Below are 23,449 nucleotides of genomic sequence, written 5' to 3' on the forward strand. Positions count from 1 at the left end.
CACGGCAAACAAACTTTCCGTACAGTTGCAACTTGTCATGACCTATTGGATAATTTCCTCATCGACTAAACACTTTCTTCGAGAGAGATATTATGAGCATCCAACAAGTTCCATTTATCACACTAAATCGTTTTGAACCTGGCTTCCGCGACGAATTCCTGAACGGCGTTGCAAATCTTTTCGACAAAACACAATTCGTCGGTGGTCCGATTGTGGCCGAGATGGAAGCCAATCTTGCCAAGTACACAAAATCCAAACATGCCATTGGCTGCGCTAACGGAACCGATGCCATCCAGATCGCTTTGCGCGCGGTGGGCGTGAACAAAAACGACAAGGTTCTTGTTCCCGACATGACTTTCTGGGCGACCTTTGAAGCCGTTGTAAACGTGGGCGCAAACCCTGTGACAGTGGACGTAAATCGCGAAACCTGCCACTGGGATCTGGCCACCTTCAAACAAGCCGTTGACCAATTCAAACCCAAAGCAGCGGTGATGGTTCACCTGTACGGCTGGGCTTCTGCAGACACTTTGGAAATCCGTAAATTCGCCAAGGAAGCAGGCGTACTTTTGATTGAAGACGGCGCACAATGCTTTGGCACTGAAATCGACGGCCAGTCTATTCTGGGCACTGCTTTGATTTCCACGACCAGTTTCTATCCGGCAAAAGTTCTGGGTGCTTCGGGTGATGCGGGTGCCATCTTCACATCCAACGATGAATACGCAAAAAACTGCCGCACTCTGATCAACCATGGCAGAACGGATCACTACTCTCACGGAATGATCGGCTGGAATTCTCGCATTGGTGCTTACGAATCCCTGTTCCTGAACATGTCCTTGAAACACATTGATGCCCGTATTCAAAGCCGCATGAATGCAGTTAAGTTCTACGAAGAGTCCCTGCAAGGTCTTCCCTTGAAGCCCGTGCGTGCAAAAGCCAACATCAAAGAAAATGGTTACTGTGCCGTGGCGATGATTGAGCCTTCCTTGCGTGGGTCTTTGATTGAGTCCTTGAAAAAAGCCAATGTGGGCTTCGGCACCATCTATCCGGGCGCCATGAGCCACCAGTCCGGTTCTGCAGGCCATCTGGCTGGCAAAATCGACAACGGCAATGCTCACCACATTTCTCAGGCTGTGTTGAACCTTCCTTGCTTTGCTTACATCACTCAAGAAGAACTTCAATACGTTTGCGACACGGTTAAGAAGCACTTCTAAACTTCTTAATTGGCAGGATCGGGACCCGGGAAAAATAATTCTTCCAAGGGTCCCTGCCGGTCTTCAAGAGCTCTAACGCCCTGGTCAGACTGATCGCATCCCCGGCTTTATACTTCGCCAACTGCCCCCAGCTCACCGGCCAAGCCACAGAGCTTTTTTCTCGAGCCCGCAACGAATACGGCAGAACACTGGTAGATCCGCGGGAGTTGCGAAAGTAATCTATAAAAATCTTTCCCTGACGCACTTTCTTGGTCATCTTGCTGACAAGTTTTTCCGGAAGACGACGCTCCCACAGCAACACCAGTTCTCGGGTGAAGTTTTTGACCTCGTCCCAGCCGGGGCCTGACTGAAACGGAACATGAATATGCAACCCTTTGCCTCCGCTGAGTTTGACAAAACTGCGCAGCCCCAAAGTTTGCAAATCCTTTCGTATCATCAAGGCGGTGGCGACCACCTCTTTCCACGGAATTCCCTCGCCGGGGTCCAGATCCAACACAAACTGATCCGGCCGGGCCGGAGACTCTGCACGACAGTTGCGGGCATGAATTTCATACGCTCCCATCTGCACCAGCTCCAACAACCCTCGCACATCGGTGACATACAAGGCCGAGTCCTTTTCCAAAACAGCCACCGTTTCAGCGCCCGACTTCAGATGTTTTTGAAAAAAGCACTTTCCCGCAGCACCGTCGGGACACCGAAGCACCGCCAGCAGACGGTTTTCAATATAAGGATGCAGACGTTCAGCCATTGCAATGTAGTATTCCGCCACCTGAAGTTTGGTTATTCCTTCGACAGGATAAAGTATCTTATCCGGATTCGTCAGAAGCAGGGAGTCTGATGTCACCTCCGGAGCAGGTTTGTCCTTTCTTAAATCCACAAAGACCGGAGACCGCAGATGCAATCCGTGAGTCCAGTTGGCAAAGCTCACTTCAGCCAGCAGTTGAGGTCGAACCCATATCGCGTCTTTTCGGGGCGGATCTCCGGACCGAAAGGGATTTTTTCGGGCCTTGATTCTTTTCAACTGGCGCAAGACCGAGGTCATTTTATTCTGATCAAAACCTGTTCCCACCTTGCCCACAAACCGCAGTTGGCCTTTCTCGTAAGCCCCCAGAAGCAACGAGCCAAACTCAGATCGACTGCCACGCCCCAGGGTATAGCCGCCAATCACAAACTCCTGACGATTTAAAAACTTACTTTTCACCCACTCGCCCTTGCGTCCGGAAACGTAAGTGCTTTCCAGTTTTTTGGAAACCACACCCTCGATGCCCTGTTTTTGCAACTGGGACCAACGCCTGGAACCGACATCCTTAAGCCCCGGACTCAAACGCAACAGTCCCCGGTGTCCTTTTAAAATTTGCCGCATTTTTTGCCGGCGCTCCTTCAGAGGATGCTCGCGCAGGTCTTCTCCGTTGAGCATCAAAAGATCAAAGAGCATGTAAGTCAGCTTCTGCGATGGATTGGATTCAAAATAATTCTGCAGACTTTGAAAATGACTGCGCCCTTTTTTATCCAGCACAACCACTTCGCCATCAAACACCGCGGACTGCACACTGACGCGGGAAAGCTCCCGAACCAACGACGGCATCTTACCAGCCCAATCGTTCCCGGCCCGGGTGAACAGGTGAACACTGCGCCCATCAAGATGCGCCTGAATACGGTATCCATCCCATTTTATCTCATGCAGCCACTGAGAACCTTGCGGCGGCCGGTCCACCAGCAAGGCCAACATGGGTTTCACGAATCCGAGCTTCCTGGCTCGGCGCCGGGGACGCACCGAGGCCTTGTCACCTGTCACCGAAGCCTCATCTCCAGGTTTGGCAAAGGGGTCTTCGCGTTTGACCAAAAGCCACTGCGGGCTTTTACCTTTCAAGTTTGTGCGAATCAAATCCCACGCCCCCTTCAGGCGATGCCCTTTGAGTTCAAACTCCAGATGCCCCTTTTTAAACCCCTCCGCCGGAGAGGATTTAGGAATCCAGATTCCGGTATCCCAAATATAAACCTCTCCTGCGCCGTATTCTCCTTCAGGGATTTTCCCCTCAAAGCTTCCGTATTCCAGAGGATGATCTTCAACCTCCACCGCCAGTCTTTTCAGATGCGGATCCAAGGAAGGCCCCTTGGGAATAGCCCAGCTTTTTAAAACCCCGCCCCATTCCAGGCGAAAATCATAATGCAAATGCGAGGCATGATGTTCCTGAACCACAAACATCAACGGGGACAACGTTTGAGTGGGACGCTTTTTCCCCTTTGGTTCGGAAGTTTTTCTTAAGTCACGTTTCTGGTGGTAAGTACGAAGTGACATGACTAAGCCCGCAATCGAGGTTTACGTCGGACCTTTTTACTTGCCTGCAGACTCTTCTGCAGAAGCGGCATCAGATCAATAACATTATCCGTGGTTTGAATTTTCTCAACCTTGCCTTCGACCACCTTGTGACCTTTGCCTCCGCGCACTTTGCGCTGAATTGTTTTCATCACATCCTGATAATACGTGTCGCGATACTGATCTGGATTCCACTTCGACGTCATGCCATCCACCAAATCCTCGGCCATCTTCAGCTCCTTTGGACTGTAAGAGCGCTTCTTCATGCTGGCGTTCAAAAAATGCACTTGTTTTTCGCTTTTTACTTCATGAGAAAATCGCAAAAGCTCCAGCACCAGATAAGGCCCCCGGGCCATGATCAGAGCCAGATGTTGTTTGATTCGGATCACCAGCTTGGCAACAGCCACTTTCTTGGTTTCCTGCAAGGCATCCCGCAAAAGGAAATAACCTTTTTCCGCGCCCTTTTGTGGCGCCAGGTAGTAGGGTCGATCAAAGAAAATGGGATCGACTTCTTCAAGCAGCACGAAGTCCTCAATATCAATAGTCTGGGTGGCCTTGATATTGGCTTTCTTCAGTTCTGCCTCGGTCAGGATCACATAGCGGCCGGATTGATACTCGTACCCCTTCACGATACGATCGCTGGGCACTTCCTGCCCGGTCTTGGCACTGACCTTCATGTACTTAATACGCGACATGTCTTTCTTGTCGAGCAAAGAAAAGTGAACCTCTTTTTCGCTCTGCGCGCTTTGCAAGGTGACGGGAATATTCAAAAGACCAAAACTGATGGAACCCTTCCAAATACTCGCGGCCATGTCTGCCTCCTTCAACTAGGAAAAACCATCCCAGGCCCCTTGAAAAGACCGCTGTGCCTGTTTTTGCCAATAAGCTCTTGTCCCTCACAAAAGCCCAGTGGCGCTGCACAGGAACGCCCACAAAATTCCATGTCAAATTGCGCAGAACGGTGCTATTCTGTTTGGCATTGAAACGGATGGTCCTATGCAAAACAAAACAGTCAAAATCGGAAATATTGAGATCGCCAACGACAAACCTTTCGTGCTTTTTGCCGGACTGAATGTTCTGGAGTCCCGCGATCTGGCCATGCAGGTCTGTGAACACTTCGTCAAAGTGACAGACAAACTGAAAATCCCCTACGTCTTTAAATCCTCTTTCGACAAAGCCAATCGTTCTTCCATCCACTCCTATCGAGGTCCGGGCATGGAAGAAGGTCTTAAGATTTTTGCTGAACTGAAGAAAACCTTTGGCGTGAAAATCATCACCGACGTTCACGAAATCTATCAGGCCAAACCTGTAGCGGAAGTGGTCGATGTGATCCAGCTTCCTGCATTCCTGGCACGCCAGACAGATCTGGTTGAGGCCATGGCTCGCACCGGCTCTGTGATCAACGTCAAAAAGCCACAATTCCTGAGCCCCGGTCAAATGGGTAACATCGTCGAAAAGATCCAGGAATGCGGTAACGACCAAGTGATTCTTTGCGATCGCGGCACCAACTTTGGTTATGACAATCTGGTTGTGGACATGCTGGGCTTTAACATCATGAAAAAGGTTTCCAAAGGAAGTCCGGTGATTCTGGATGCGACCCATGCTTTGCAATGCCGTGATCCATTTGGAGCAGCTTCTGGCGGTCGTCGTGGCCAAGTGGCAGAACTGTCCCGTGCGGGTCTGGCCGTCGGCCTGGCGGGCCTATTTATTGAAAGCCATCCTGAACCGGATAAAGCCAAGTGTGATGGACCTTCCGCCCTTCCCCTTGCGAAGGTGGAGCCATTCCTGCAACAGATGAAGGCCCTGGATGATCTGGTGAAATCCTTCCCGGAACTAAACACGGAATCTTAAAAACCAAAAAGCCCCGTTCTGAAACGGGGCTTTTTTTAAAAGAAAATCCTGTGCCCGCGCCGTGGCTTTTTAATGACCTTTAGCTCTTTGCAAAGCCCGGATAATGAACGAAATATCCGTCACATCCTCACCCCGGCAGTCCTCATCCTGACAGCGATAGCTCATGTTGCAAGATCTTTCGCTATCATAGTCAAAATCCATCTCTCCACGAACCAGAATGCCGACCACTTCATTCGTGCGCGCATTAAACACGGCTGATCCGGAATTGCCTCCATAGGTATCCAGATTCGCTGTGAAATAGCCCTGAGACACCGAACGCACATGCGCTCCGGCCGCCACCTTCGTCGGCAGTCCCGCGGGGTGGCCGATCACAAACAACTCATCTCCAGGTTGAACTCCGCCCCGCTGCAGGCGCACGGGAGTGCGGTTTAGCACAGAGCGATCCAGACGGATCAAGGCGTAATCCTGCTTGGAGGAATACTCTCGGTACACCACCTCTTTACAGTCATAGACATCGTCGTATCTGGAAGTTAAAGGGGCCGTTTCTGCATCCACCATTCGATATCCAAACACAAAAGAATAAGTCTTGCAGTCTGCGGTGCTTTTCACGCAGTGCCCGGCTGTGGCAATCAAATCCGCCCCCACCAAAGAACCCGAGCAGTTCGCAGATGTGGGCTGCTCATAAAAAGCTTCGTCAGAACAAAGCTCTCGTTCCCAACCGTACTTGGTGGGTTTATGAGTGAAGCCGTCTTTACGATTGTCGTACAAAACTTTTTTGGGAATCAAAGCCACCGTGGAATCGGCCAGCTGACGGATATCCTCGCGCTGCACCTGATAGACATCCACACGGTTGTCATCGCCATAGATCACCTTAGGAGTAACTGAAACAAAACCCACTGACAACGTGGCAGCAAAAGCGACTGACAAAGCCGCGACGAATGAATTCCTTTTCATTACGCACCCTCTGGTTTCCGTCATGGAAACTTCTTACTTCATTTTGCCGGGAAAGTTTTTTGATTTCAAACACCTTGCCAGAAAAGTCCAGGGCAAGGATATGACTATGCCATATCCAGAATATCGTAAATCACAAATCCGGCGGAGGTGATTTCGTACTTCACATCGTTGCCAAGAATATCGATTCCGTAGCGCAAACCCCAGGATTTCCCCTCAGAAGGAGGCGATTGTCGCTTCTGAAAAGCCGGGCGCGGATCAAGCTCCATCACCTCAACAATTAAAGCCTTCAGGTTCTTTTCACCGCGAGGGTCACGCTGCTGAATTTCTGTTTCGGCTTTTTCTGAAAACAGGACCGGGTATCTTGGAATCGGTTCTGACGCCCACCCCGCACCGGCTTCAGGAACAGAGTCTGCATAGGCGATGTAGGGTTTGATATCCAATACAGGTGTGCCATCAATCAGATCAACACCCGCAACGAAAATCTCAGGCCCACCGACAGCCTCCAAATCAATCTTTTCAATAGCCACCACAGATAAGCCGATGGGGTTCGGACGATGCGGAGAACGTGACGCCAGCACGCCGACCTTGCGATTCCCCCCAAGACGTGGTGGACGAATGCTGGGTTTCCAGCTTTTGCCACCATGATCATGAAAGACAAAAACGATCCAAAGATGAGTGAACTCTTCAAGACTGCGAAGAGACGTTTTAAGATCCGGATCAGGATGAATTTTAATCACCCCTTTGGCTGCGGATGCCAAACCCGGCTGACGAGGAACACCAAATCTGTCCTTAAACGGCGTCCTCACCTGCCCGATGGCAGAAAACTCAAATACGTCTCCCCACTTGGTCATCATGAACGCGGAAGATTCGTCACACCGATCTTAATCACCTGACCATCGATGTCTGATGTTTCAGTGTGCTTACCGGTCGGTTCTGCTGCCAGATTGATGATATTGAGGTTCTTCGTCAAAGTTTCTGACGTGATCATGTCCTTATGAGCTTGCAAAGCCTCTAATAGCGCCCCTTCGCAGGCGATATCCAAAGTGATCTTGTCATCCATCTGGAAGTCCGCTGTCTTACGAGCCACCTGGATCTTACGCATGATCTCGCGAGCCAGACCTTCACGCTCTTGCTCTGCTGTCACGGTCGGGTCCACTTCGATGGAAACAATCTGATGCACGGATAGATTCGCATTATCACCCTTTGGTGCACGGCGGATTTCCACATCAGAAAGTTGAATTTCTTCACCCTCCACGATCACTGTTTCGCCTTTTTCAAGCTTCAACAGGCTTTCCAGGGACAACTTCTGAATGCCAGCCCCGACAGCCTTCATCTTAGGCCCCAGACGCTTACCCAAAACCGGGAAGTTGGCCTTGGCAGTCACCTGCACAAACTGGTCCTCGTTGGCATTATAGACAACCTTACGGAAATTCAGCTCGTCCACAAAGAACGGTTCAAACTTCTTCAGCGTCTCCAGAAGTTCGGCACTTCTGTGGATGATTTTGATTTCATTCAAAGGAATTTTAGCCTTCACACCGATTTTTTCACGATGATTACGACCCAGGGTCACCAACGTGTCCATGGCCTTCACAGCTTCTTCAAGCTCCGGACGAAGCATGGATAGATCCGCCTCGGGGAAGCTTTCCAAGTGAACCGAGTCCTTCTTATTGGGAAGAACCTGAGCCAGATTTTTGTAAGTCACTTCAGACATGAACGGAGCAAACGGCGCCATCAAACGGGACAACGTCGTCAGAACCTCATGCAAAGTCTCATACGCAAAACGTTTTGTTTCCGGCATACCTTCTTGCCAGAACAAGCTGCGGTTGAAGCGGATGTAGGTGTTGGTCAGATCCTCGATGAACTGAAGCAGGTGCGGAACCACGTTGTACAGGCGATAAGCGTCCATCTCTTTATGAGTGTTGGCAATCAGTCCATTTAAGCGTGAAAGAACCCACTGATCCAGAATGTTCGGAGATTTTTTAGCATCCCCTTTTGGAACAAAGCCGTCGATATTGGCATAGTTCGCAAAGAAGGAATAAGAATTCCACCATCTCAGCAGAATCTTACGAACGATGTCGTAGACGCCTTTTTCAGAGAACTTCAGTTCCTGCGCTTTCACCACTGGCGAGTCAATCAGGTACAAACGCAACGCATCCGCACCGTGCTGATTCAAGACCTCCATGGGATCTGGATAGTTCTTCAAGGACTTGGACATCTTGCGACCGTCTTCGGCCAGCACCAAACCATTCACCACAACATTTTTGAACGGTGCTTGATTAAACAGCGCTGTTCCGATGATGGACAATGTGTAGAACCAGCCGCGTGTCTGATCCAGACCTTCCGCGATGAAGTCCGCCGGGAAGGCTTTTTTAAAGTCTTCCACGCAGGTCTCTGGATAACCCCATTGCGCATACGGCATAGAGCCCGACTCAAACCAGCAGTCCAAAACCCCATCCACACGCTTGAGTGGCGACTTGCCCGTGGGCGATGGAATTGTGATTTGATCCACAAATTCGATGTGCAAATCATCAATCTTCTGACCGGAGAGCTTTTCAAGCTCGGCACGGGACCCCACGCAGATCACTTCACCTTCTGGATTTCTCCAGATCGGAAGCGGCGTCCCCCAGAAACGGTTGCGCGAGATCGCCCAGTCACGAGCACCTTCCAGCCAGTTGCCAAAGCGTCCATCGCGAAGATGGTCCGGAACCCACGTGGTTTGCTTGTTGTTCGCGATCAATTCTTCTTTGATTTTCTCAACTGCCACGAACCAGGAAGACACCGCACGATAGATCAGCGGCGTATCGGAACGATAACAGAACGGATAACTATGCTGAATCGTGTCCTGCTTAAACAGGCTGCCACGTTTCTTCAGATCCGCAATGATGTCCTTGTCGGCCTCTTTCACACGCTTGCCAGCGTAATCTGGAACTTCTGATGTGAACATCCCGTCGTCATCAACAGGGTTCACCATCGGGATACCGGCTTTAGCACAAGCATAGTAATCCTCTTCCCCGAAAGCCGGCGCCATGTGCACCACACCCGTACCACTTTCCGTGGTGACGTGATCAGAAGAGATAATACGGAACGCCCCTTTTTCTGCGCGATCCCCGAAGTAAGGGAACAGAGGTTCGTAAGTCAGGCCGACAAGTTCAGTGCCCTTCATCATCTGAAGGACCTCCACTTCCTCGTCCGCTTTTTTGAATAAAGAGGACAACAACGCCTGCGCTACGATCAGTTTGCGACCCGTGGCCTTTTCCAAAACCTTGACGTATTCGATGTCATTGCCCACTGCCAATGCCAGGTTGGAAGGCAATGTCCATGGAGTCGTCGTCCAAGCCATGATCGCGGTGTCGGGCTGATTTACCAGCTTGAACATCACCGTGATCGCTGGGTCCTGCACCATTTTGTAGTTTTGATTAGCTTCAAAGTTAGAAAGGGATGTCGAGATTCCTACAGAATAAGGAACAACTTTGTAGCCTTCATAGATCAGGCCCTTGTTGAAGAGCTGCTGGAACACCCACCATACGGACTGCATGAAAGACACGTCCATAGTGAAGTACGGATTTTCCATATCCACCCAGCGACCCACGCGACGAACGGTGGTTTTCCATTCATTGGAATAACGCTTTACAATCGAACGGCAAGCGTCGTTGTAATTGGCCACGCCCATTTTCAGAACGTCTTTGCGGCTTTCGATTTTATGAGTCTTGTTGATTTCGTATTCCACAGGAAGACCGTGACAATCCCAACCGAAACGACGCGGAACTGTGTAGCCCTTCATTGTCCAGTAACGAGGAACAACGTCTTTCAAAACACCCGCCAGCAAGTGACCGTAGTGCGGAAGACCCGTCGCAAAAGGAGGACCATCATAGAAGCTGTAGGTTTTTTTACCCTGTGGATCCAAAGAGCGCGCAAAAATCTTTTCCTGATCCCAGAAATCCAAAATGGATTCTTCCTGCTTGGCAAGCTGGACATCAGGTTTTACGGCGGAATAAGGAGCGGTGCGTGTGTTGTTTGCATTTGTCATAGGTCCTTAATAACTATCAGTTTTTTAAGGAACTTGCACGCCTAGATGGCCCTTTTTCCAGACTGCCCGGCGAGTTGCAGCATCGCGTCACCGGGCCCATACAGGCACTGAGGGGTTTAAAACCCTAAAACCCCGTTGCGGAACCCACCTTGCGCTGAGACTTGCCATGGCTTTCAAAGGATTTTGGTTTAAATTCCAGCACATTGGAGGATGGGGAAGACGGATTTGAATCCCGACCTTCACCCAAAACCAGAAGATCCAATGCATTCACATTTTTCAGCAGGACCGTGGACTGAGCCGACAATTCCTCTGCAGTGGCCGCAGCCTCTTCTGAAGCCGCCGCATTTTGCTGAGTCACCCCATCCAGTTGGTTCATGGCATTGCTCATCTGCTCAATGCCATTGGACTGTTCTTCACTGGCTGTGGCAATTTCACTGTTCAGGTCCGAAACTTTTTTCACAGAAGTCACGATCTCCGTCAGCACAGCCCCGCTGCGATTGGCCTGCTCAGCACTTTTTCCAATACGCTCGACACTGACATCAATCAGCGCGGCGATATTTTTAGCCGACTCGGCACTTCGCTGAGCCAGATTTCTAACCGCCTCAGCCACCACGGCAAATCCTTTACCCTGCTCTCCGGCACGAGCCGCCTCTACCGCCGCATTCAAAGCCAGCAGATTTGTCTGGAAGGCGATGTCATCGATCACGGAAGTGATCTCTGCGATTTTTTTCGAGTCCGCCGAAACACTCTGAATGGAGTCGATCAAAGATTTGATCTCACTTTCACCTTTCACGGCCACATCACGTGTGGAGCTGGCAAGTACAGAAGCCTGTTTTGCATTTTCTGAATTCAGTTTAACTGTAGCAGTCAGCTGCTCAATGGTCGCAACAGACTCCTCCAAGGAACCAGCCTGACTTGCGGCAGATTGAGACAAGGTTGTCGATGTGGTCGCAATCTGAGTTGCCGCATCAGCCACCTGTCTGGCGCCCCCACCCAGCTCTTCGGTGACACGTTGAAGATCCCGGGAAAGTTTACTGACGTAAATAACCGAAGCAGAAAGCCCCAGAAGAATACCCACAATCGAGATAATACCCAACAGAAGATTATTAAACTCGGCGGTCTTTCTGGCGTCCGCCACCCACAGCTTCTGTTGTTCACTAAAGAAGTTTCTCAGATTCTGCACATGACCGAAGAACTCGTCTGCCGCTTCAGGACACTCCTTGAAAAAGATCCCAATGACACGTTGGCGATTTTCCGCCGTTCCACTGTCGTACAGGGCCAGGATATCCACGCCGGTTTTTTTAAACGAAGTCCAGGAGACCATCACCTTGTCGACCAAGGCTCTTTGCTCCGATGATAGATCTGTCCTGTCGAGTTTTTTCAGTTGCTGATCCACACTGGCCACAGCATCAAGAACCTGCTTCTTGGCCGAGGCTCCTTGAGTGGCCGTCACCCCTTCAATCCCCAGCGTTCTCAGACCAATACGTGTTTCCCTGAATCCCAGAAAAGCCTCATCGACCGCGATCACGTCATCCAAAACACCCCGTGCGACCGCCTCATATTTTTCTTGAGTCTTCTTGCCTCCCCAGTAGGCGCTACTGGCAACAATGATGGCGACTAAAGAAATGCCGATATTCAACAGAAGCAATTTTTTGAACAGACTCCATTTAAACATAATGCCAATCCCTGTTAAAAGGTAGTTAAGGGTGCTCTATATCTTATCGAACACTTCTCATACAAATAGAGGGGTTACTCGCAAAAACGTGGTTACACTTTTGAAATGTGCCCCACCTAGGTCTCGTGTCTAATTTCTAGACGAGTCAGGCAACGCTAAATATGGGGGCAGGATGGAATGGTTCCTGCAATCACGGATTTGATGGCAAAAGTAGTGCTTCTCACAATTCTATTTTTCACTGCTGCAGGTTGGGCTAAATCAAGCCCCGTCACATATGGTGAATTACGCTCACGTCTGCTGCTCCAGGCGGAAGCCGACCTGTTTCATGTTGAAGCCTATCCTGAGATCACCATGCCCCCCACAGAAAAAAGTGTGGAGCTGAAGTTTACCGAATACTATCAGCCGCCGATCCGCAAGGGTCGCCTCTACCGAATCAGCCATCTCCGAGCACACGAAACCTATGGTTTGAAGGACCATAAAAAAGTGGACACGGTGTATCTGCTTAATCTTGTCGAGCTCAACAAAAATCTTCAGCCCACAGGAGTTCAATTCAAAGTGGGAGCCAAAGCCGATCCTGAAACTTTGGTCGGAAACTTCAAACAAATACCCGATCAACTCTCCTCCAGCCCCACACTGCAAACAGGACGCGCACGTGTGCGAGACCACATCGTGAACTCGGCCCCTGTTGTGCTAAATGGTCGGTCCGTGGCGGCTTACAACAGATTCGAAGTCATCGACATTCAAAAAGAATACATCCCCTTCACTCTGGCTCACCGCTATACTCTGACCCTGCGTGAGGTGCGCACCAAGAAGCTCTTCACGCTTGCTGCTCCAGGCCTGCGGAAGCTGCCCATTTGGGCTCATCTGGTGGCTCCAGGCAATGAACGGGTCATCAAGTTCCCCGGCGGCGAATTGCACTACTAAACGCAATCTTTCTGTCCTTCTACAGTCAGCAGACACTTGCCTGCTGACTTCCCACCTTTTCTTTTCATAAAGTATTCTTCGACGACTCATTCATCCAATCGGAGAAACAAAGTATGGCAGAACTCATTACCTGTATATGGTTTGACCACGGTGAAGCCGCCAACGCGGCCCACTTCTATGCAAGCACCTTCCCCGACAGCAGCGTTGGACGTATCAACAAAGCCCCCGGCGATTTCCCAGGTGGCAAAGCCGACACGGAGCTCACTGTTGAGTTCACGGTTCTGGGACGAAAATTTGTCGGGCTTAATGGCGGGCCGCTTTTTAAGCCCAATGAGTCGGTGAGCTTCATGATTGTCACAGAAAATCAGGAGGAGACAGATCGCTATTGGAACGCCATTATCAACAACGGCGGCATGGAAAGCGAATGCGGCTGGTGCAAGGATCGCTGGGGCTTTTCCTGGCAGATCACCCCTAGAATCCTGCTGGAGCTGACCACAAGTACCGACCCCACCAAGGCCAAGCGGGCTTTTGATGCGATGATGACAATGAAAAAGATTGATATCGCCAAACTCAAAGCCGCCGCGCTTTAAGACAAGACTGAAAACAAAGCGCGGACGCCGCAATCCGCCCGCGCGGCAATCGCTCCCCCTTAAGATACCGAGAGAGCGAAAATACCGTTGGGTACCAACGTCATCCTCCAATACTTATAGACATGAAATACCCCAACGCTTACGAAAGTCCCTGGAGGTATCTATGAAATCAATTCTTATTTTTGCTATGCTTTTTAGTTCAGTTTCCGCAATGGCGAACGAAATGAGTTCTGCACAAGATGATTGGCCGCCGAGCCTTCTCTCGCGTGCTGCCGACGATCCCAACATGTGAAGATCTAAAACAAAGGCCTGCACAGTAAACGTTTTCCAGACAAGAATACCTGGATCTATCTCTTTATCGACTCGAAAAATGGCTTGGAAAAAGATATTCGCATCAAATTTGACCATGCCAAACAAAATGACGGAACCTGCAAATACAAGTTCCGCAGCAATCACATAGGCAGCTTTCACCAACGAAGCAATTTTCCAACTTAATCTGTATTAATAAAAAAAGAGCGAGGACTGTACGAAGAAAATGAAGAAGGCAATGGTGCCCCACGCCCTATGCTGAGAGAACCACTCAGTTTGGATATAGCCTATCCAATCCAGTGGCTTGAGTCGAGAGTGAATTTAGCGGAGCTGGCAAAACTACGTTATATACACGGCTGGTCACGGCAAGAACTGGCCCATCATTATGGACGGACTCTAAATGCCATCACTAACTACTGTCAGAGCATCAGACGCAAGAATTTTGATCTTGATGGGTTGACAGTAGAAGAAAAGGTGCAAATCAAATGGGCCTATCGAAATTGATTTCTTTATGTGTCACACTGGCTTTTTTGGCTGTCGGTACTGGGAATTTACCTTGGGTTTTAAAGCAAGTCAGAAAAGCCCAGTTCGAGCTTATTCAGGATTCAAAGGCTTCTAAATGGCCGAAAGCTATGAGGTTTAAATGAATGGAACTCTAAAGTTTCCTCAAAATAGCTCCGCTTAGATTTGTTCCGTGGATGACGGTGTTGAATACCGTTCCGTACTGTTTAATATTCTTATGAAGTAGTTCTAGTCGGTGATCATCTTCATCAGTATCAACTATAATTTGATAATCGATGCTTTCAAGCTTGGGAGGGACGTCTTGCCGAACTCCATGAGCTTTAACTTCAACACCTCTATATGAAAATTTTAATATCGGAGCAACTCGTTCAATTCCTTTAATCATGCAAGCCGATAAAGCAGCAAGTAACAATTCTGCGGGATTAAAGGCATCAGGGGTGCCATCAAGGTTTGTATCTAGTTTAATTTTTGCAGTTTTTCCTTTAGTTTCGCAGTATGAAATACTCTCTTGATGGCTAATCCATTCAGAGCGAACATCGAAAGTCATTTTTGCTTTTTGAGTTTCTATCATCCTATACTCCCGAATAATTAAGAAAGCATTTTTTTGATATCTTCTACTGTAGGTACTCGGCCGGCAACCTTAACTTCGCCATTTACAACAAGTGCTGGTGTTGACATTACCGAAAAGGACATGATTTTCTCAATATCTGTTATTTTCTCGATGTTGTACTTGATTCCTAGTTCGTTCGCAGCTGCCTTAGTTGCTTCTTCAAGTCTATTGCATTTTGCGCAGCCAGTTCCCAATATTTTTAAATCCATAAATTGCTCCTTAAATTAGAAGATGTGAAACATTATTTAAAATATATCCGATGATCATAATCCCAATAGTGACAATTGCAGTGAATAGCAAAAGCAATGGTGCTTTCACTACTTTTTTTAGTAAGATCATTGATGGAATTGAAAGTGCCGTCACGCTCATCATAAAAGCCAATACGGTTCCAATCCCAACACCTTTATTTATTAACGCTTCCGCTATCGGAAGCGTTCCGAAAATATCAGCATACATTGGAGCACCCAAAAGTGTTGCGATGGGAACAGACCACCAATTTTGGTTTCCAAGTGCGGCTGCTATTAGACTTTCAGGAATCCAGTTATGAATGCCAGCTCCTATTCCCACACCAACCAAGACATAAATCCAGACTCTCTGGAATACATCTTTTACTTGATCGGTTGCAAATTGAAGTCTTTCTCTATAGTTCAGTGATTCTATATTTCCATTTTGTAAAGAAAGCTTCTTTGCAAATTCTGCAACATGTTGATCCATATTAGCCTTACTAATGATGGTTCCACCAGCTACAGCCAATACAATACCAATTCCAGTATAGACCAAAGCGATACTCCAGTTAAATATACTCGCTAGCAAAATAATTGAAGCGAGATCAACCAGCGGAGAAGATATTAAAAATGAAAATGTCACTCCAATTGGCAATCCTGCGCTCGTGAAACCTATAAACAAAGGAATTGAAGAGCACGAGCAAAATGGGGTTATTGTACCCAAAAGAGCCCCTACGATGTTTGCTGTCAATCCATTAAATTTTCCAAGAATTTTTCTACTTCTTTCAGGAGGGAAATAGCTTTGTATCCATGAGACTAGAAAAATCAGGACTGATAAAAGAATGAATATTTTTATCACATCGTAGATAAAAAAATGAACACTGCCTCCCAATGGAGTGTTCATTTTTATGCTTAAAACATTTTCAACAAATATTTTAACGAGATTTGAGAGCCACTCCATTCGCAATAATTGATCATTCAGCCACTTAAATATACCCAACCGAAACTCCTTTAGCAGTTTTGATCATTTAACTTATCTGAAAGCTTTATACCGAACTCATTAAGTGCTTTCATAAATTTCTCAAAATTTTTTTGATCTACACAATACTTTGACCTTGGACCATCAATTTCACCTTTAATGAGTTTCGCTGCCTTGAGAGCCTTAAGATGCTGACTTACTGTTGATTGAGCCAGTGGTAAATCCAACACAAGGTCGCCGCAAATGCACTCGCCACGATTCGCTAGATTGCGCAAAATTGCAATTCGAGCTGGGTGTGAAAGTGCCTTGCACCATTCAGCCAATGTCAAATCTTTGTCAGGAAATTCTTCTTTTCTTGATATCGCCATAAAAATATCGTATATCGTAATAATACGATAAGCAAGCGGAGACTTTATGAGTTCAAAGAATTTAATTGTTAAAAAACTCTCTTTTCTCGATAGATATTTAACTTTGTGGATATTTGCAGCAATGGGAATTGGCGTTCTTTTAGGTAAACTATTTCCATCGCTTCCTAAATTACTTGAAAGCTTCTCTGTTGGATCAACATCAATTCCAATTGCGATTGGACTTGTTTTGATGATGTACCCGCCGTTAGCAAAAGTACGATACGAGGAAATGCCAAAAGTTTTTGCAAATACAAAGGTTCTTTTGCTTTCATTAATTCAAAATTGGCTGCTAGGTCCTGTGTTGATGTTTGCTCTCGCTATTATCTTTTTACGAGATAATCCAGAGTATATGACTGGTTTAATTCTTATAGGACTTGCAAGATGTATCGCGATGGTAATCGTTTGGAATGATTTAGCAGGAGGAAGTCGCGAATACTGCGCTGGCCTAGTCGCATTAAACTCTATTTTCCAGATATTCACTTTTCCATTTCTAGCATATTTTTTTCTAACTACTGTGCCAGGTTGGATGGGTCTTCAGTCCGTGGAAGTTGCCATTACAATTAAAGATGTTGCAATTGCAGTTGCGATTTATTTGGGTCTTCCATTTTTTTCTGGATATTTTAGCCGAATGATTTTGATAAAAACCAGAGGCCGTGAGTGGTTTGAAAGTGTATTTGTACCTAAAATATCTCCACTAACGCTAGTCTTTTTGCTTTTTACAATTGTCGTTATGTTTTCACTAAAAGGTGACAAGATAATTGAGCTACCATTTGATGTTTTGAGAGTTGCAATTCCATTGTTGATTTATTTTGTGATTATGTTCCTTCTTTCATTTGCAATGAGCAAGAAGGCAGGAGCTGATTATGAAAAGGCAGCGACTTTATCATTCACAGCTGCTTCTAATAATTTCGAGTTAGCTATTGCAGTTGCCGTAGCAACATTTGGAATTCATCATGGGGCAGCTTTTGCTGCTGTCATTGGACCTCTCGTAGAAGTTCCAGTCCTCATAGGGCTTGTCTCAGTTTCGTTATGGTTAAAAAAGGTTTGCTTCAAGGAGGTTAAAAATGTCTAAACCAGTACATATTCTATTTCTATGTGTAGCTAATTCGGCTCGAAGCCAACTGGCTGAAGGGCTTGCAAAGAAAATTTTCGGGAGCACTGCTAAAATTGAAAGTGCTGGCTCAGAGCCATCGGGTGTAGTTCAGCCTTGGGCTGTTAAATCATTGAGTGAAATCGGTATTGATATTGGCCTAAACAAATCTAAATCAACTAATGATATTGCCCTTGGTTTCTATGCTAATTTAGATTTTGTTATCACACTTTGTGCTGAAGAGGTTTGCCCTGTATTACCAACAAAGGCCAAACGACTACATTGGCCAATTAAAGACCCGGCTGGAGTGAGTGAAGATAAAAAGTCAGAGGCTTTTAGGTCAGCTCGTGATGAAATAAAAGAGAAGCTGATTGAATTAAAAAATGAACTTGGAATTTGAGTCTCTCATTTTTGATAGAGTCTCTCAAAAATGAGAAATCATTTTGGCACCAACCCATCCAGTCACTAAGTCGGATCAAATAGTTACATCTTCATATCAATTCAAAAATAATTGGCACGACCTTGCTAATAGATCACTTCATCGGAGGTGATAAAAATGAAATCAAAAATCTAAAAAAGAACTCTTCGCTAATGACTTCTTCACGCGAAGACTTCACAAAATAGTGTTCCCTGAAGTGTTCTCGCTAGGAACACTTTGGTTTTTCACTAAGAAAACAGTATGCCCACCAATATGCCCGGTGGGAATACTGAGTAAATGCGTTAAATGATTACGGAAAATTTGAAATTTATTTTTGATTTAAGGTATTTGCCGCCGCAATGAGTGACTCATTTTTACCTTTCTTTTTCCGTGACCCCTCCCCCCCAACGATGTGGTGGAAAGGGGTCACGGATCGAAAGGTATTAAGTCAGTTTGGGCGGCGGCAAAAGTGCGAGAAGTATTGTGTGATGAGTTGAGTATATCCATGAAAAATAGGGATAGCTCATGAATAAAAAATGGGACGAGATCGAAGTAATAAACTTAAGAAACGAAAAATTTAATGAAAAGGTGCATGAACAAATGATTGAAGAAGTGGCCAGTATTATTTATATTGAACTCTGCCAGCTCCAGAAGAAGTCACTCTCTGACTCGTCAACTGTAAAAGATTATCTTTTAAAAAGGACGGGATCAGATGCTTAAGAACAAAAATTTTAACATTGCTTTGTACATTAGAGTTTCAACCGAAGAACAAGCGGAAAACCCTGAAGGCTCTATTAAAAATCAAGAGCAACGGCTTCGTGAAGCTGTTGTCTATAGAAATAAACAATCCAACTTCGGCCAAATTTTTAATGTCTATGTGGATGCTGGAATTTCAGCGAAGGACATGAATAGACCAGCCTTGCAGACGATGCTTAAGGATATGAGGGCACAAAAAATAAACCTCATCATGGTCACAGAAATTTCAAGGTTGTCCAGAAACAACAGAGACTTTTTAAATATGTGGGACATGATGAGTGAAGTTAAATGTAGCTTCATGAGCCTTCGTGAAGATTTCGACACAACCACTGCCGCTGGTGAAATGTTGTTATTTCAATTGATGAACTTTGCTCAGTTTGAACGAAAGCAAACCAGTGAAAGAGTTTCAGCGAACATTTTAGCTCGTTCCAGTCGTGGTCTTTATAATGGAGGTACTATCCCATTAGGCTACAAGAAGTGTCACACGAAAAATGGAAGTCTGGATATTGATGAGCCTCATGCAACCACTGTTAGAATTGCCTTTGAAGCATTTTTACGAGAAGGAAGTTTGTCTAGAGCTGCTCGCTGGATGAATGATAATGGTTACAAGGCCAAAGCTCATTTTAGAAGGTGGCGGTTCAAGAATGAGGCTTGGCCATTTTACAGTGGATAACTTGCAAGCAATAGTTCGTAACAAGGCCTATATCGGAATTAAAACCTACACACAAAAAGGTGAACAAAAGGAAGTGAAGGCAGTTTGGCAGCCCATAGTTAATGAAATGATTTTTCAGCGAGCTAACGAAAAGCTCACTAAAAATCATTCAAGACTTAAACCATTAAAAGAAACAAGCAAGCATCCCTATTTATTGTCTGGTGTATGTTTTTGTATGAAGTGCGGCGACCACATGCCAGGAAAGTCTGCTACTGGTAGAAATGGCAAGGTTCCCTATTATGAACACTCATGGGCGACAAAAAGAAACTCAACTTTAACCAAAAAAACTTTTCAGTGTGAACCAACACGAGTTCAAGCAAAGAAGGCAGAGGCCCTTGTTTGGAGTGAGTTCTGTAAGTTTATTGAAAGCCAAAAATTTTTAGTAGAACTTCAAAATAAAGTGAAAGCCATTCATAAAAACAATGATGAAGAGTCAGAACGTGGAAAAATAAAGGCTAAACTTTATGGTGTGAGTTCGCAATTAGATGCTTTGGCCGAAAGATTATCAATGCTGCCCAAAACGGTTTCGGCCACACCGATCTTTAAGCAAATGGAAAAGCTGGAGTTGGTTAAAAAAGATTTAGAGGAAGGGCTTTTAAAGATAAAAGATTTGAATATTGATGAAAGACTTGTGCCCATTGAGACGTTTGAAGAGTTTGCGGCGTTTGCAGGCCATTTAATAAAGGAAAATCCTGACTTTAATATTAGACGAAGCCTTTTGCAGAAATTCGTCCACAGGGTCGAAATTGGATTGGATTCGATTAAAATTTATTGGAATTTAGATAAAGATTTTTACGAACAGGAGCTTAAAATAAAAAACCCCGAAAAAAATCGGGGTTTTATAAAAACTGCGAATTTTGGTTCGCACAGCTTGACAATTGGTGCGCCGGGGGGGACTTGAACCCCCACGCTCGCGCATACGCCCCTCAAACGTACGTGTCTACCAATTCCACCACCGGCGCGCACCTATAAGAAAATCTGATAGAGGGAAGAAATAATTAATCATTTCCCTTCCCCAGAGTCAATAAAATGCCCGTAGATCCCTTGGCCATACCTAGACCTTTTTGTGCCCACATTTTTAGCAAAATTCTTTAACCTGAAAAGGACCCACCCCTGTCATATCAGTAAGAGCACGGACGCTCTTACTAACGGAACAAGAGGACGCTAGGATGGCACCTCGAAGATCCGCGAGGCCAAGGAAGGCCGCATAAAGTAAAAAGGAGAGAACATGACAGACTTACATGACGTAGCAATGTTCTGCCTCTTCTACTCGGGAGTTGTGATGTACGCTCTCTGGATAACGGTGGCCCGGCGCCCCGCCCGAGTTGAGGCAAGAAAAAGAAACTATTAAAAATTCAAATTTGGGCGACTCAGTGAAGGTTTGGTGGTTCCCTTCACACGAGTCCGGGGGGCCGATGAGGCCCCCCATTTTTTATTTCGTATTTGAGCGCACCAAGTCATGAAAATCCGACATTTTCACCATTAAAATTTGCCCCCGTGGTCATAACTCCCTATGGTGATTTTATGACTAAGCCTCAACCCATTCCATTTGGAAAATCAGACTTATTCTCGCTGGGTGTCGAAGTTGAGCTTCAAATTATCCACCCGCTGACCCGCAACCTTTTTCCCATCTCTCCGGATATCCTGGAAGAATGGTCGCTACAAAGCCCCCACTTAAAACCTGAAATCTTCCAAAGCATGCTGGAGATCGACACACCCATTTGCAAAAACGTCCAGGAAGTGGAGCAAGAACTTTTACTGACCGGTCGCGAACTGCTGCGCATTTGCAAAAAGCACGGCGCCCGACTGGCCGCCAATGGCACCCACCCGTTCGCAAAATGGCATGATCGTCTTTTTTACCCTTCAGATCGCTATGAATATCTGATTGAGCGCAACCAACACATTGCCCGCCGCCTGATGATTTACGGCCTGCACGTGCATCTGGGAATGAAAAATGGGGACCATTGCATCGCCATGATGAATGAGTTCTTGTATTACCTGCCCCACATGCTAGCCATGTCGGCCAGCTCGCCGTTCTGGACAGGTCACGATACAGGACTGGCCTCTTCACGCATCACGGTCTTTGAAGCCCACCCCGCCGGGGGCACACCCTGCAAAGTTGAAAACTGGGCTGATTTTGAAACCATCGTGCAGAAACTCATCCAGAGCAAATCCATCGGGAGCTTCAAAGATATCTGGTGGGACATCCGCCCAAGCCCCAACTATGGCACACTGGAAATCCGCATCTGTGATGGCGTCCCGGGCATTCGCCAGACCACGCGACTGGTGTCCTTTATCCATTTACTGGCGCGCCACATTCAAAAGCGCCTGGACCAGGGATACAGACGCCAGACACCGGCAGACTGGATGATTCGCGAAAACAAATGGCGCGCGTCCCGTCACGGCATGGACTGTGAAGTTCTGATTGATAACGACGGCATGACCAAAAATCTGCGCGAAGATATCAATGATCTTCTGACCGCGATGAAAGACGATGCGACCGAACTGGGATACACTCAGTACCTGAAAGACCTCGAAAAAGATCTTCAGCATCCCAGCTATGAAATTCAACGCAAGCTCTATGAAAAAACGGGCGCGCTGGAGGACGTGGTTGACTCACTTTGCGACACCTTTGAAAAGGACCTTGCAGTCCTCTGATGGCGTGGGCCTTGCTTTTCTAAAGGGATATGCAGGGCCCGATAGCCAAATCCTTTATACCGCTTATTAAGACCGCACTTGTCATATTTGTGATCAGTGCGATGCCCTTCATCGCCTCTGCAGAAAACTTTGACAGTTGCCTGACCCACTCCCTGACCACCTCGTTCCCACGCATTGCCGAAGGGGAAAAATCGCAATTGTTTGTTAAGTGCACGACAGAAAAAGCCGCCCCACAACCCGGACAAGCCCGGCCCCGCTATAGCAGCGGCGAAATCAAATCCTTAAGCCAGGCGTTTTCCGCCATCACGGATTGTCTTGAAATCGATCCACAATGGCTGTTCCCGAAGCTGATGATGGAAAGCGGCTTCCATACCTTGATTCAAAATCCCAACGGCGACGCCGGCATAGGACAACTGACTGGCAAAGCCATCGCCGATGTGGACCAGGTTCTGCCGACGTATAAAAACATGATCTATCAAAGCTCCCGTAAATCCTGCCAGTGGCTGAAAACCCGCACCCAGGCACGCAGCCATTTCTGGAGACCTCTGCGCAACGAAAGCAAATGTGCCTTGATGAGCAAGTCCACCAACCCCTTGCGCAACCTGCTGTATGCCGGAATCTTTCACAAGCTGAATGAAAAATACGTCGCCACCGAGTTCGAAAAACGCAACATCCCGGCCCTACTGAAAGAGTCCGGCTATCCTACGGGCGATCACACCCAGATCAAACGTCTGCTGGTGACCTTGGGATACAACACCGGTGGCGCTGTCGCCGTAAAAAATCTGGAGCAATTTCTGTTCAGCCGCGTGGACTTCATCCGCCGCAAAAGTCAGGAGTTCAACCTGCAATTGCTGGGAAGCCTCAGTCCCTCGGACCGCGCCCAGGCCCTGTCCTATGTATCCGCCAAAGACTTTGATTTCAAAAAAGGACTCCGAGACTTCCAGAATCACAAAAAAAATCTGAAAGAACAACTGCAGCAGCAAAACCGCCAGTTGACGGACAAGGAAGTGGATCTCGCTGTTTCCCGCCTGCTGCGAAATGTCTCGGCCTCACTTTACACTTTCCCTGAATGGTTGCAGGTCTGGCAAAGCCACGGTGGCCCAGGGTATGTCTCCAGCCTGGCACACACCGCAGTCCAACTTGAAAAGAAGTTTGGAAGAGCGTGTTCGAACTCAGATAACTATCGGGTCATTCAAGCCCACGAAAGGCAATAGC

General features: G+C 47.1%; 22 protein-coding genes and 1 tRNA gene. 11 read left to right on the forward strand and 12 right to left on the reverse strand.

Annotation, left to right across the window (positions count from 1 at the left end):
* Positions 1–92: 92 nt before the first annotated feature.
* Complete coding sequence (locus ACZ50P_RS09970; RefSeq protein WP_464117054.1) at positions 93–1,211, forward strand: DegT/DnrJ/EryC1/StrS family aminotransferase; 1,119 nt, start codon at positions 93–95, stop codon at positions 1,209–1,211.
* On the opposite strand, the gene ligD is transcribed toward ACZ50P_RS09970, so the two are convergent.
* Both ligD and ku read right to left on the reverse strand, forming a co-directional pair.
* On the reverse strand, positions 1,195–3,510 hold the full coding sequence (gene ligD / locus ACZ50P_RS09975) for a DNA ligase D (RefSeq protein ID WP_464130888.1): 2,316 nt from the start codon (positions 3,508–3,510) through the stop codon (positions 1,195–1,197). The two genes, ACZ50P_RS09970 and ligD, sit on opposite strands and share 17 nt — an antisense overlap.
* Positions 3,511–3,512: 2 nt before the next feature.
* A complete protein-coding gene (ku, locus tag ACZ50P_RS09980) occupies positions 3,513–4,340 on the reverse strand; it encodes a non-homologous end joining protein Ku (RefSeq protein ID WP_464117056.1) in 828 nt (275 codons plus the stop codon).
* Positions 4,341–4,524: 184 nt separating this feature from the next.
* Between ku and kdsA the strand changes: the two genes are divergently transcribed.
* On the forward strand, positions 4,525–5,379 hold the full coding sequence (gene kdsA / locus ACZ50P_RS09985) for a 3-deoxy-8-phosphooctulonate synthase (protein ID WP_464117057.1): 855 nt from the start codon (positions 4,525–4,527) through the stop codon (positions 5,377–5,379).
* Between the two features lie 69 nt (positions 5,380–5,448).
* Here the strand turns inward: kdsA and ACZ50P_RS09990 are convergent, their stop codons facing one another.
* The 4 genes from ACZ50P_RS09990 to ACZ50P_RS10005 form a co-directional block, all read right to left on the reverse strand.
* Positions 5,449–6,333 carry a trypsin-like serine peptidase gene (locus ACZ50P_RS09990; RefSeq protein WP_464130890.1) on the reverse strand — a complete coding sequence of 295 codons (885 nt, stop codon included), beginning with the start codon at positions 6,331–6,333 and terminating at the stop codon, positions 5,449–5,451.
* A 104-nt stretch (positions 6,334–6,437) separates the two neighbouring features.
* Entirely contained in the window at positions 6,438–7,187 is a 750-nt protein-coding gene (gene tsaA, locus ACZ50P_RS09995; protein ID WP_464117059.1) for a tRNA (N6-threonylcarbamoyladenosine(37)-N6)-methyltransferase TrmO, read from the reverse strand.
* Positions 7,184–10,360: an isoleucine--tRNA ligase gene (gene ileS, locus ACZ50P_RS10000; protein ID WP_464130891.1), complete on the reverse strand. Its 3,177-nt coding sequence runs from the start codon at positions 10,358–10,360 to the stop codon at positions 7,184–7,186. The genes tsaA and ileS overlap by 4 nt, the downstream gene beginning before the upstream one ends.
* 124 nt (positions 10,361–10,484) lie before the next feature.
* Positions 10,485–12,035, reverse strand: a complete 1,551-nt coding sequence (locus ACZ50P_RS10005; protein WP_464130893.1) for a methyl-accepting chemotaxis protein — start codon at positions 12,033–12,035, stop codon at positions 10,485–10,487.
* A gap of 177 nt (positions 12,036–12,212) precedes the next feature.
* Between ACZ50P_RS10005 and ACZ50P_RS10010 the strand changes: the two genes are divergently transcribed.
* Positions 12,213–12,959: a hypothetical protein gene (locus ACZ50P_RS10010; protein WP_464130894.1), complete on the forward strand. Its 747-nt coding sequence runs from the start codon at positions 12,213–12,215 to the stop codon at positions 12,957–12,959.
* Between the two features lie 113 nt (positions 12,960–13,072).
* Entirely contained in the window at positions 13,073–13,549 is a 477-nt protein-coding gene (locus ACZ50P_RS10015; RefSeq protein WP_464130895.1) for a VOC family protein, read from the forward strand.
* A gap of 114 nt (positions 13,550–13,663) precedes the next feature.
* On the opposite strand, the gene ACZ50P_RS10020 is transcribed toward ACZ50P_RS10015, so the two are convergent.
* From ACZ50P_RS10020 to ACZ50P_RS10040, 5 genes are all read right to left on the reverse strand, one after another.
* Positions 13,664–14,020: a hypothetical protein gene (locus tag ACZ50P_RS10020; protein WP_464130897.1), complete on the reverse strand. Its 357-nt coding sequence runs from the start codon at positions 14,018–14,020 to the stop codon at positions 13,664–13,666.
* 493 nt (positions 14,021–14,513) lie between these two features.
* Positions 14,514–14,951 carry an OsmC family protein gene (locus ACZ50P_RS10025; protein WP_464130898.1) on the reverse strand — a complete coding sequence of 146 codons (438 nt, stop codon included), beginning with the start codon at positions 14,949–14,951 and terminating at the stop codon, positions 14,514–14,516.
* A 17-nt stretch (positions 14,952–14,968) separates the two neighbouring features.
* Positions 14,969–15,199, reverse strand: a complete 231-nt coding sequence (locus ACZ50P_RS10030; protein ID WP_464130899.1) for a thioredoxin family protein — start codon at positions 15,197–15,199, stop codon at positions 14,969–14,971.
* 10 nt (positions 15,200–15,209) lie between these two features.
* Entirely contained in the window at positions 15,210–16,214 is a 1,005-nt protein-coding gene (locus ACZ50P_RS10035) for a permease (RefSeq protein WP_464130901.1), read from the reverse strand.
* A gap of 11 nt (positions 16,215–16,225) precedes the next feature.
* Complete coding sequence (locus ACZ50P_RS10040; RefSeq protein WP_464130902.1) at positions 16,226–16,561, reverse strand: ArsR/SmtB family transcription factor; 336 nt, start codon at positions 16,559–16,561, stop codon at positions 16,226–16,228.
* Between the two features lie 46 nt (positions 16,562–16,607).
* Between ACZ50P_RS10040 and arsB the strand changes: the two genes are divergently transcribed.
* The 5 genes from arsB (at position 16,608) to ACZ50P_RS10065 (ending at position 20,477) form a co-directional block, all read left to right on the forward strand.
* Positions 16,608–17,672: an ACR3 family arsenite efflux transporter gene (gene arsB / locus ACZ50P_RS10045; RefSeq protein WP_464130903.1), complete on the forward strand. Its 1,065-nt coding sequence runs from the start codon at positions 16,608–16,610 to the stop codon at positions 17,670–17,672.
* Positions 17,665–18,090: an arsenate reductase ArsC gene (locus ACZ50P_RS10050; protein ID WP_464130905.1), complete on the forward strand. Its 426-nt coding sequence runs from the start codon at positions 17,665–17,667 to the stop codon at positions 18,088–18,090. The genes arsB and ACZ50P_RS10050 overlap by 8 nt, the downstream gene beginning before the upstream one ends.
* A 543-nt stretch (positions 18,091–18,633) precedes the next feature.
* The gene (locus tag ACZ50P_RS10055; protein ID WP_464130906.1) at positions 18,634–18,828 is read left to right on the forward strand and encodes a hypothetical protein; all 195 of its coding nucleotides are present in this window, start codon (positions 18,634–18,636) and stop codon (positions 18,826–18,828) included.
* On the forward strand, positions 18,821–19,537 hold the full coding sequence (locus ACZ50P_RS10060; protein ID WP_464130907.1) for a recombinase family protein: 717 nt from the start codon (positions 18,821–18,823) through the stop codon (positions 19,535–19,537). The genes ACZ50P_RS10055 and ACZ50P_RS10060 overlap by 8 nt, the downstream gene beginning before the upstream one ends.
* Positions 19,458–20,477: a recombinase zinc beta ribbon domain-containing protein gene (locus tag ACZ50P_RS10065; RefSeq protein ID WP_464130909.1), complete on the forward strand. Its 1,020-nt coding sequence runs from the start codon at positions 19,458–19,460 to the stop codon at positions 20,475–20,477. Before ACZ50P_RS10060 ends, ACZ50P_RS10065 begins: the two co-directional genes overlap by 80 nt.
* On the opposite strand, the gene ACZ50P_RS10070 is transcribed toward ACZ50P_RS10065, so the two are convergent.
* Positions 20,456–20,538: transfer RNA gene (locus ACZ50P_RS10070), tRNA-Leu, on the reverse strand. The two genes, ACZ50P_RS10065 and ACZ50P_RS10070, sit on opposite strands and share 22 nt — an antisense overlap.
* Positions 20,539–21,100: 562 nt before the next feature.
* On the opposite strand from ACZ50P_RS10070, the gene ACZ50P_RS10075 reads away from it, so the two are divergent.
* Entirely contained in the window at positions 21,101–22,234 is a 1,134-nt protein-coding gene (locus ACZ50P_RS10075; protein WP_464130910.1) for a carboxylate-amine ligase, read from the forward strand.
* 29 nt (positions 22,235–22,263) lie between these two features.
* Positions 22,264–23,448: a hypothetical protein gene (locus ACZ50P_RS10080; protein ID WP_464130912.1), complete on the forward strand. Its 1,185-nt coding sequence runs from the start codon at positions 22,264–22,266 to the stop codon at positions 23,446–23,448.
* Position 23,449 lies beyond the last annotated feature (1 nt).

The organism is Bdellovibrio sp. CKG001 (assembly GCF_055397465.1).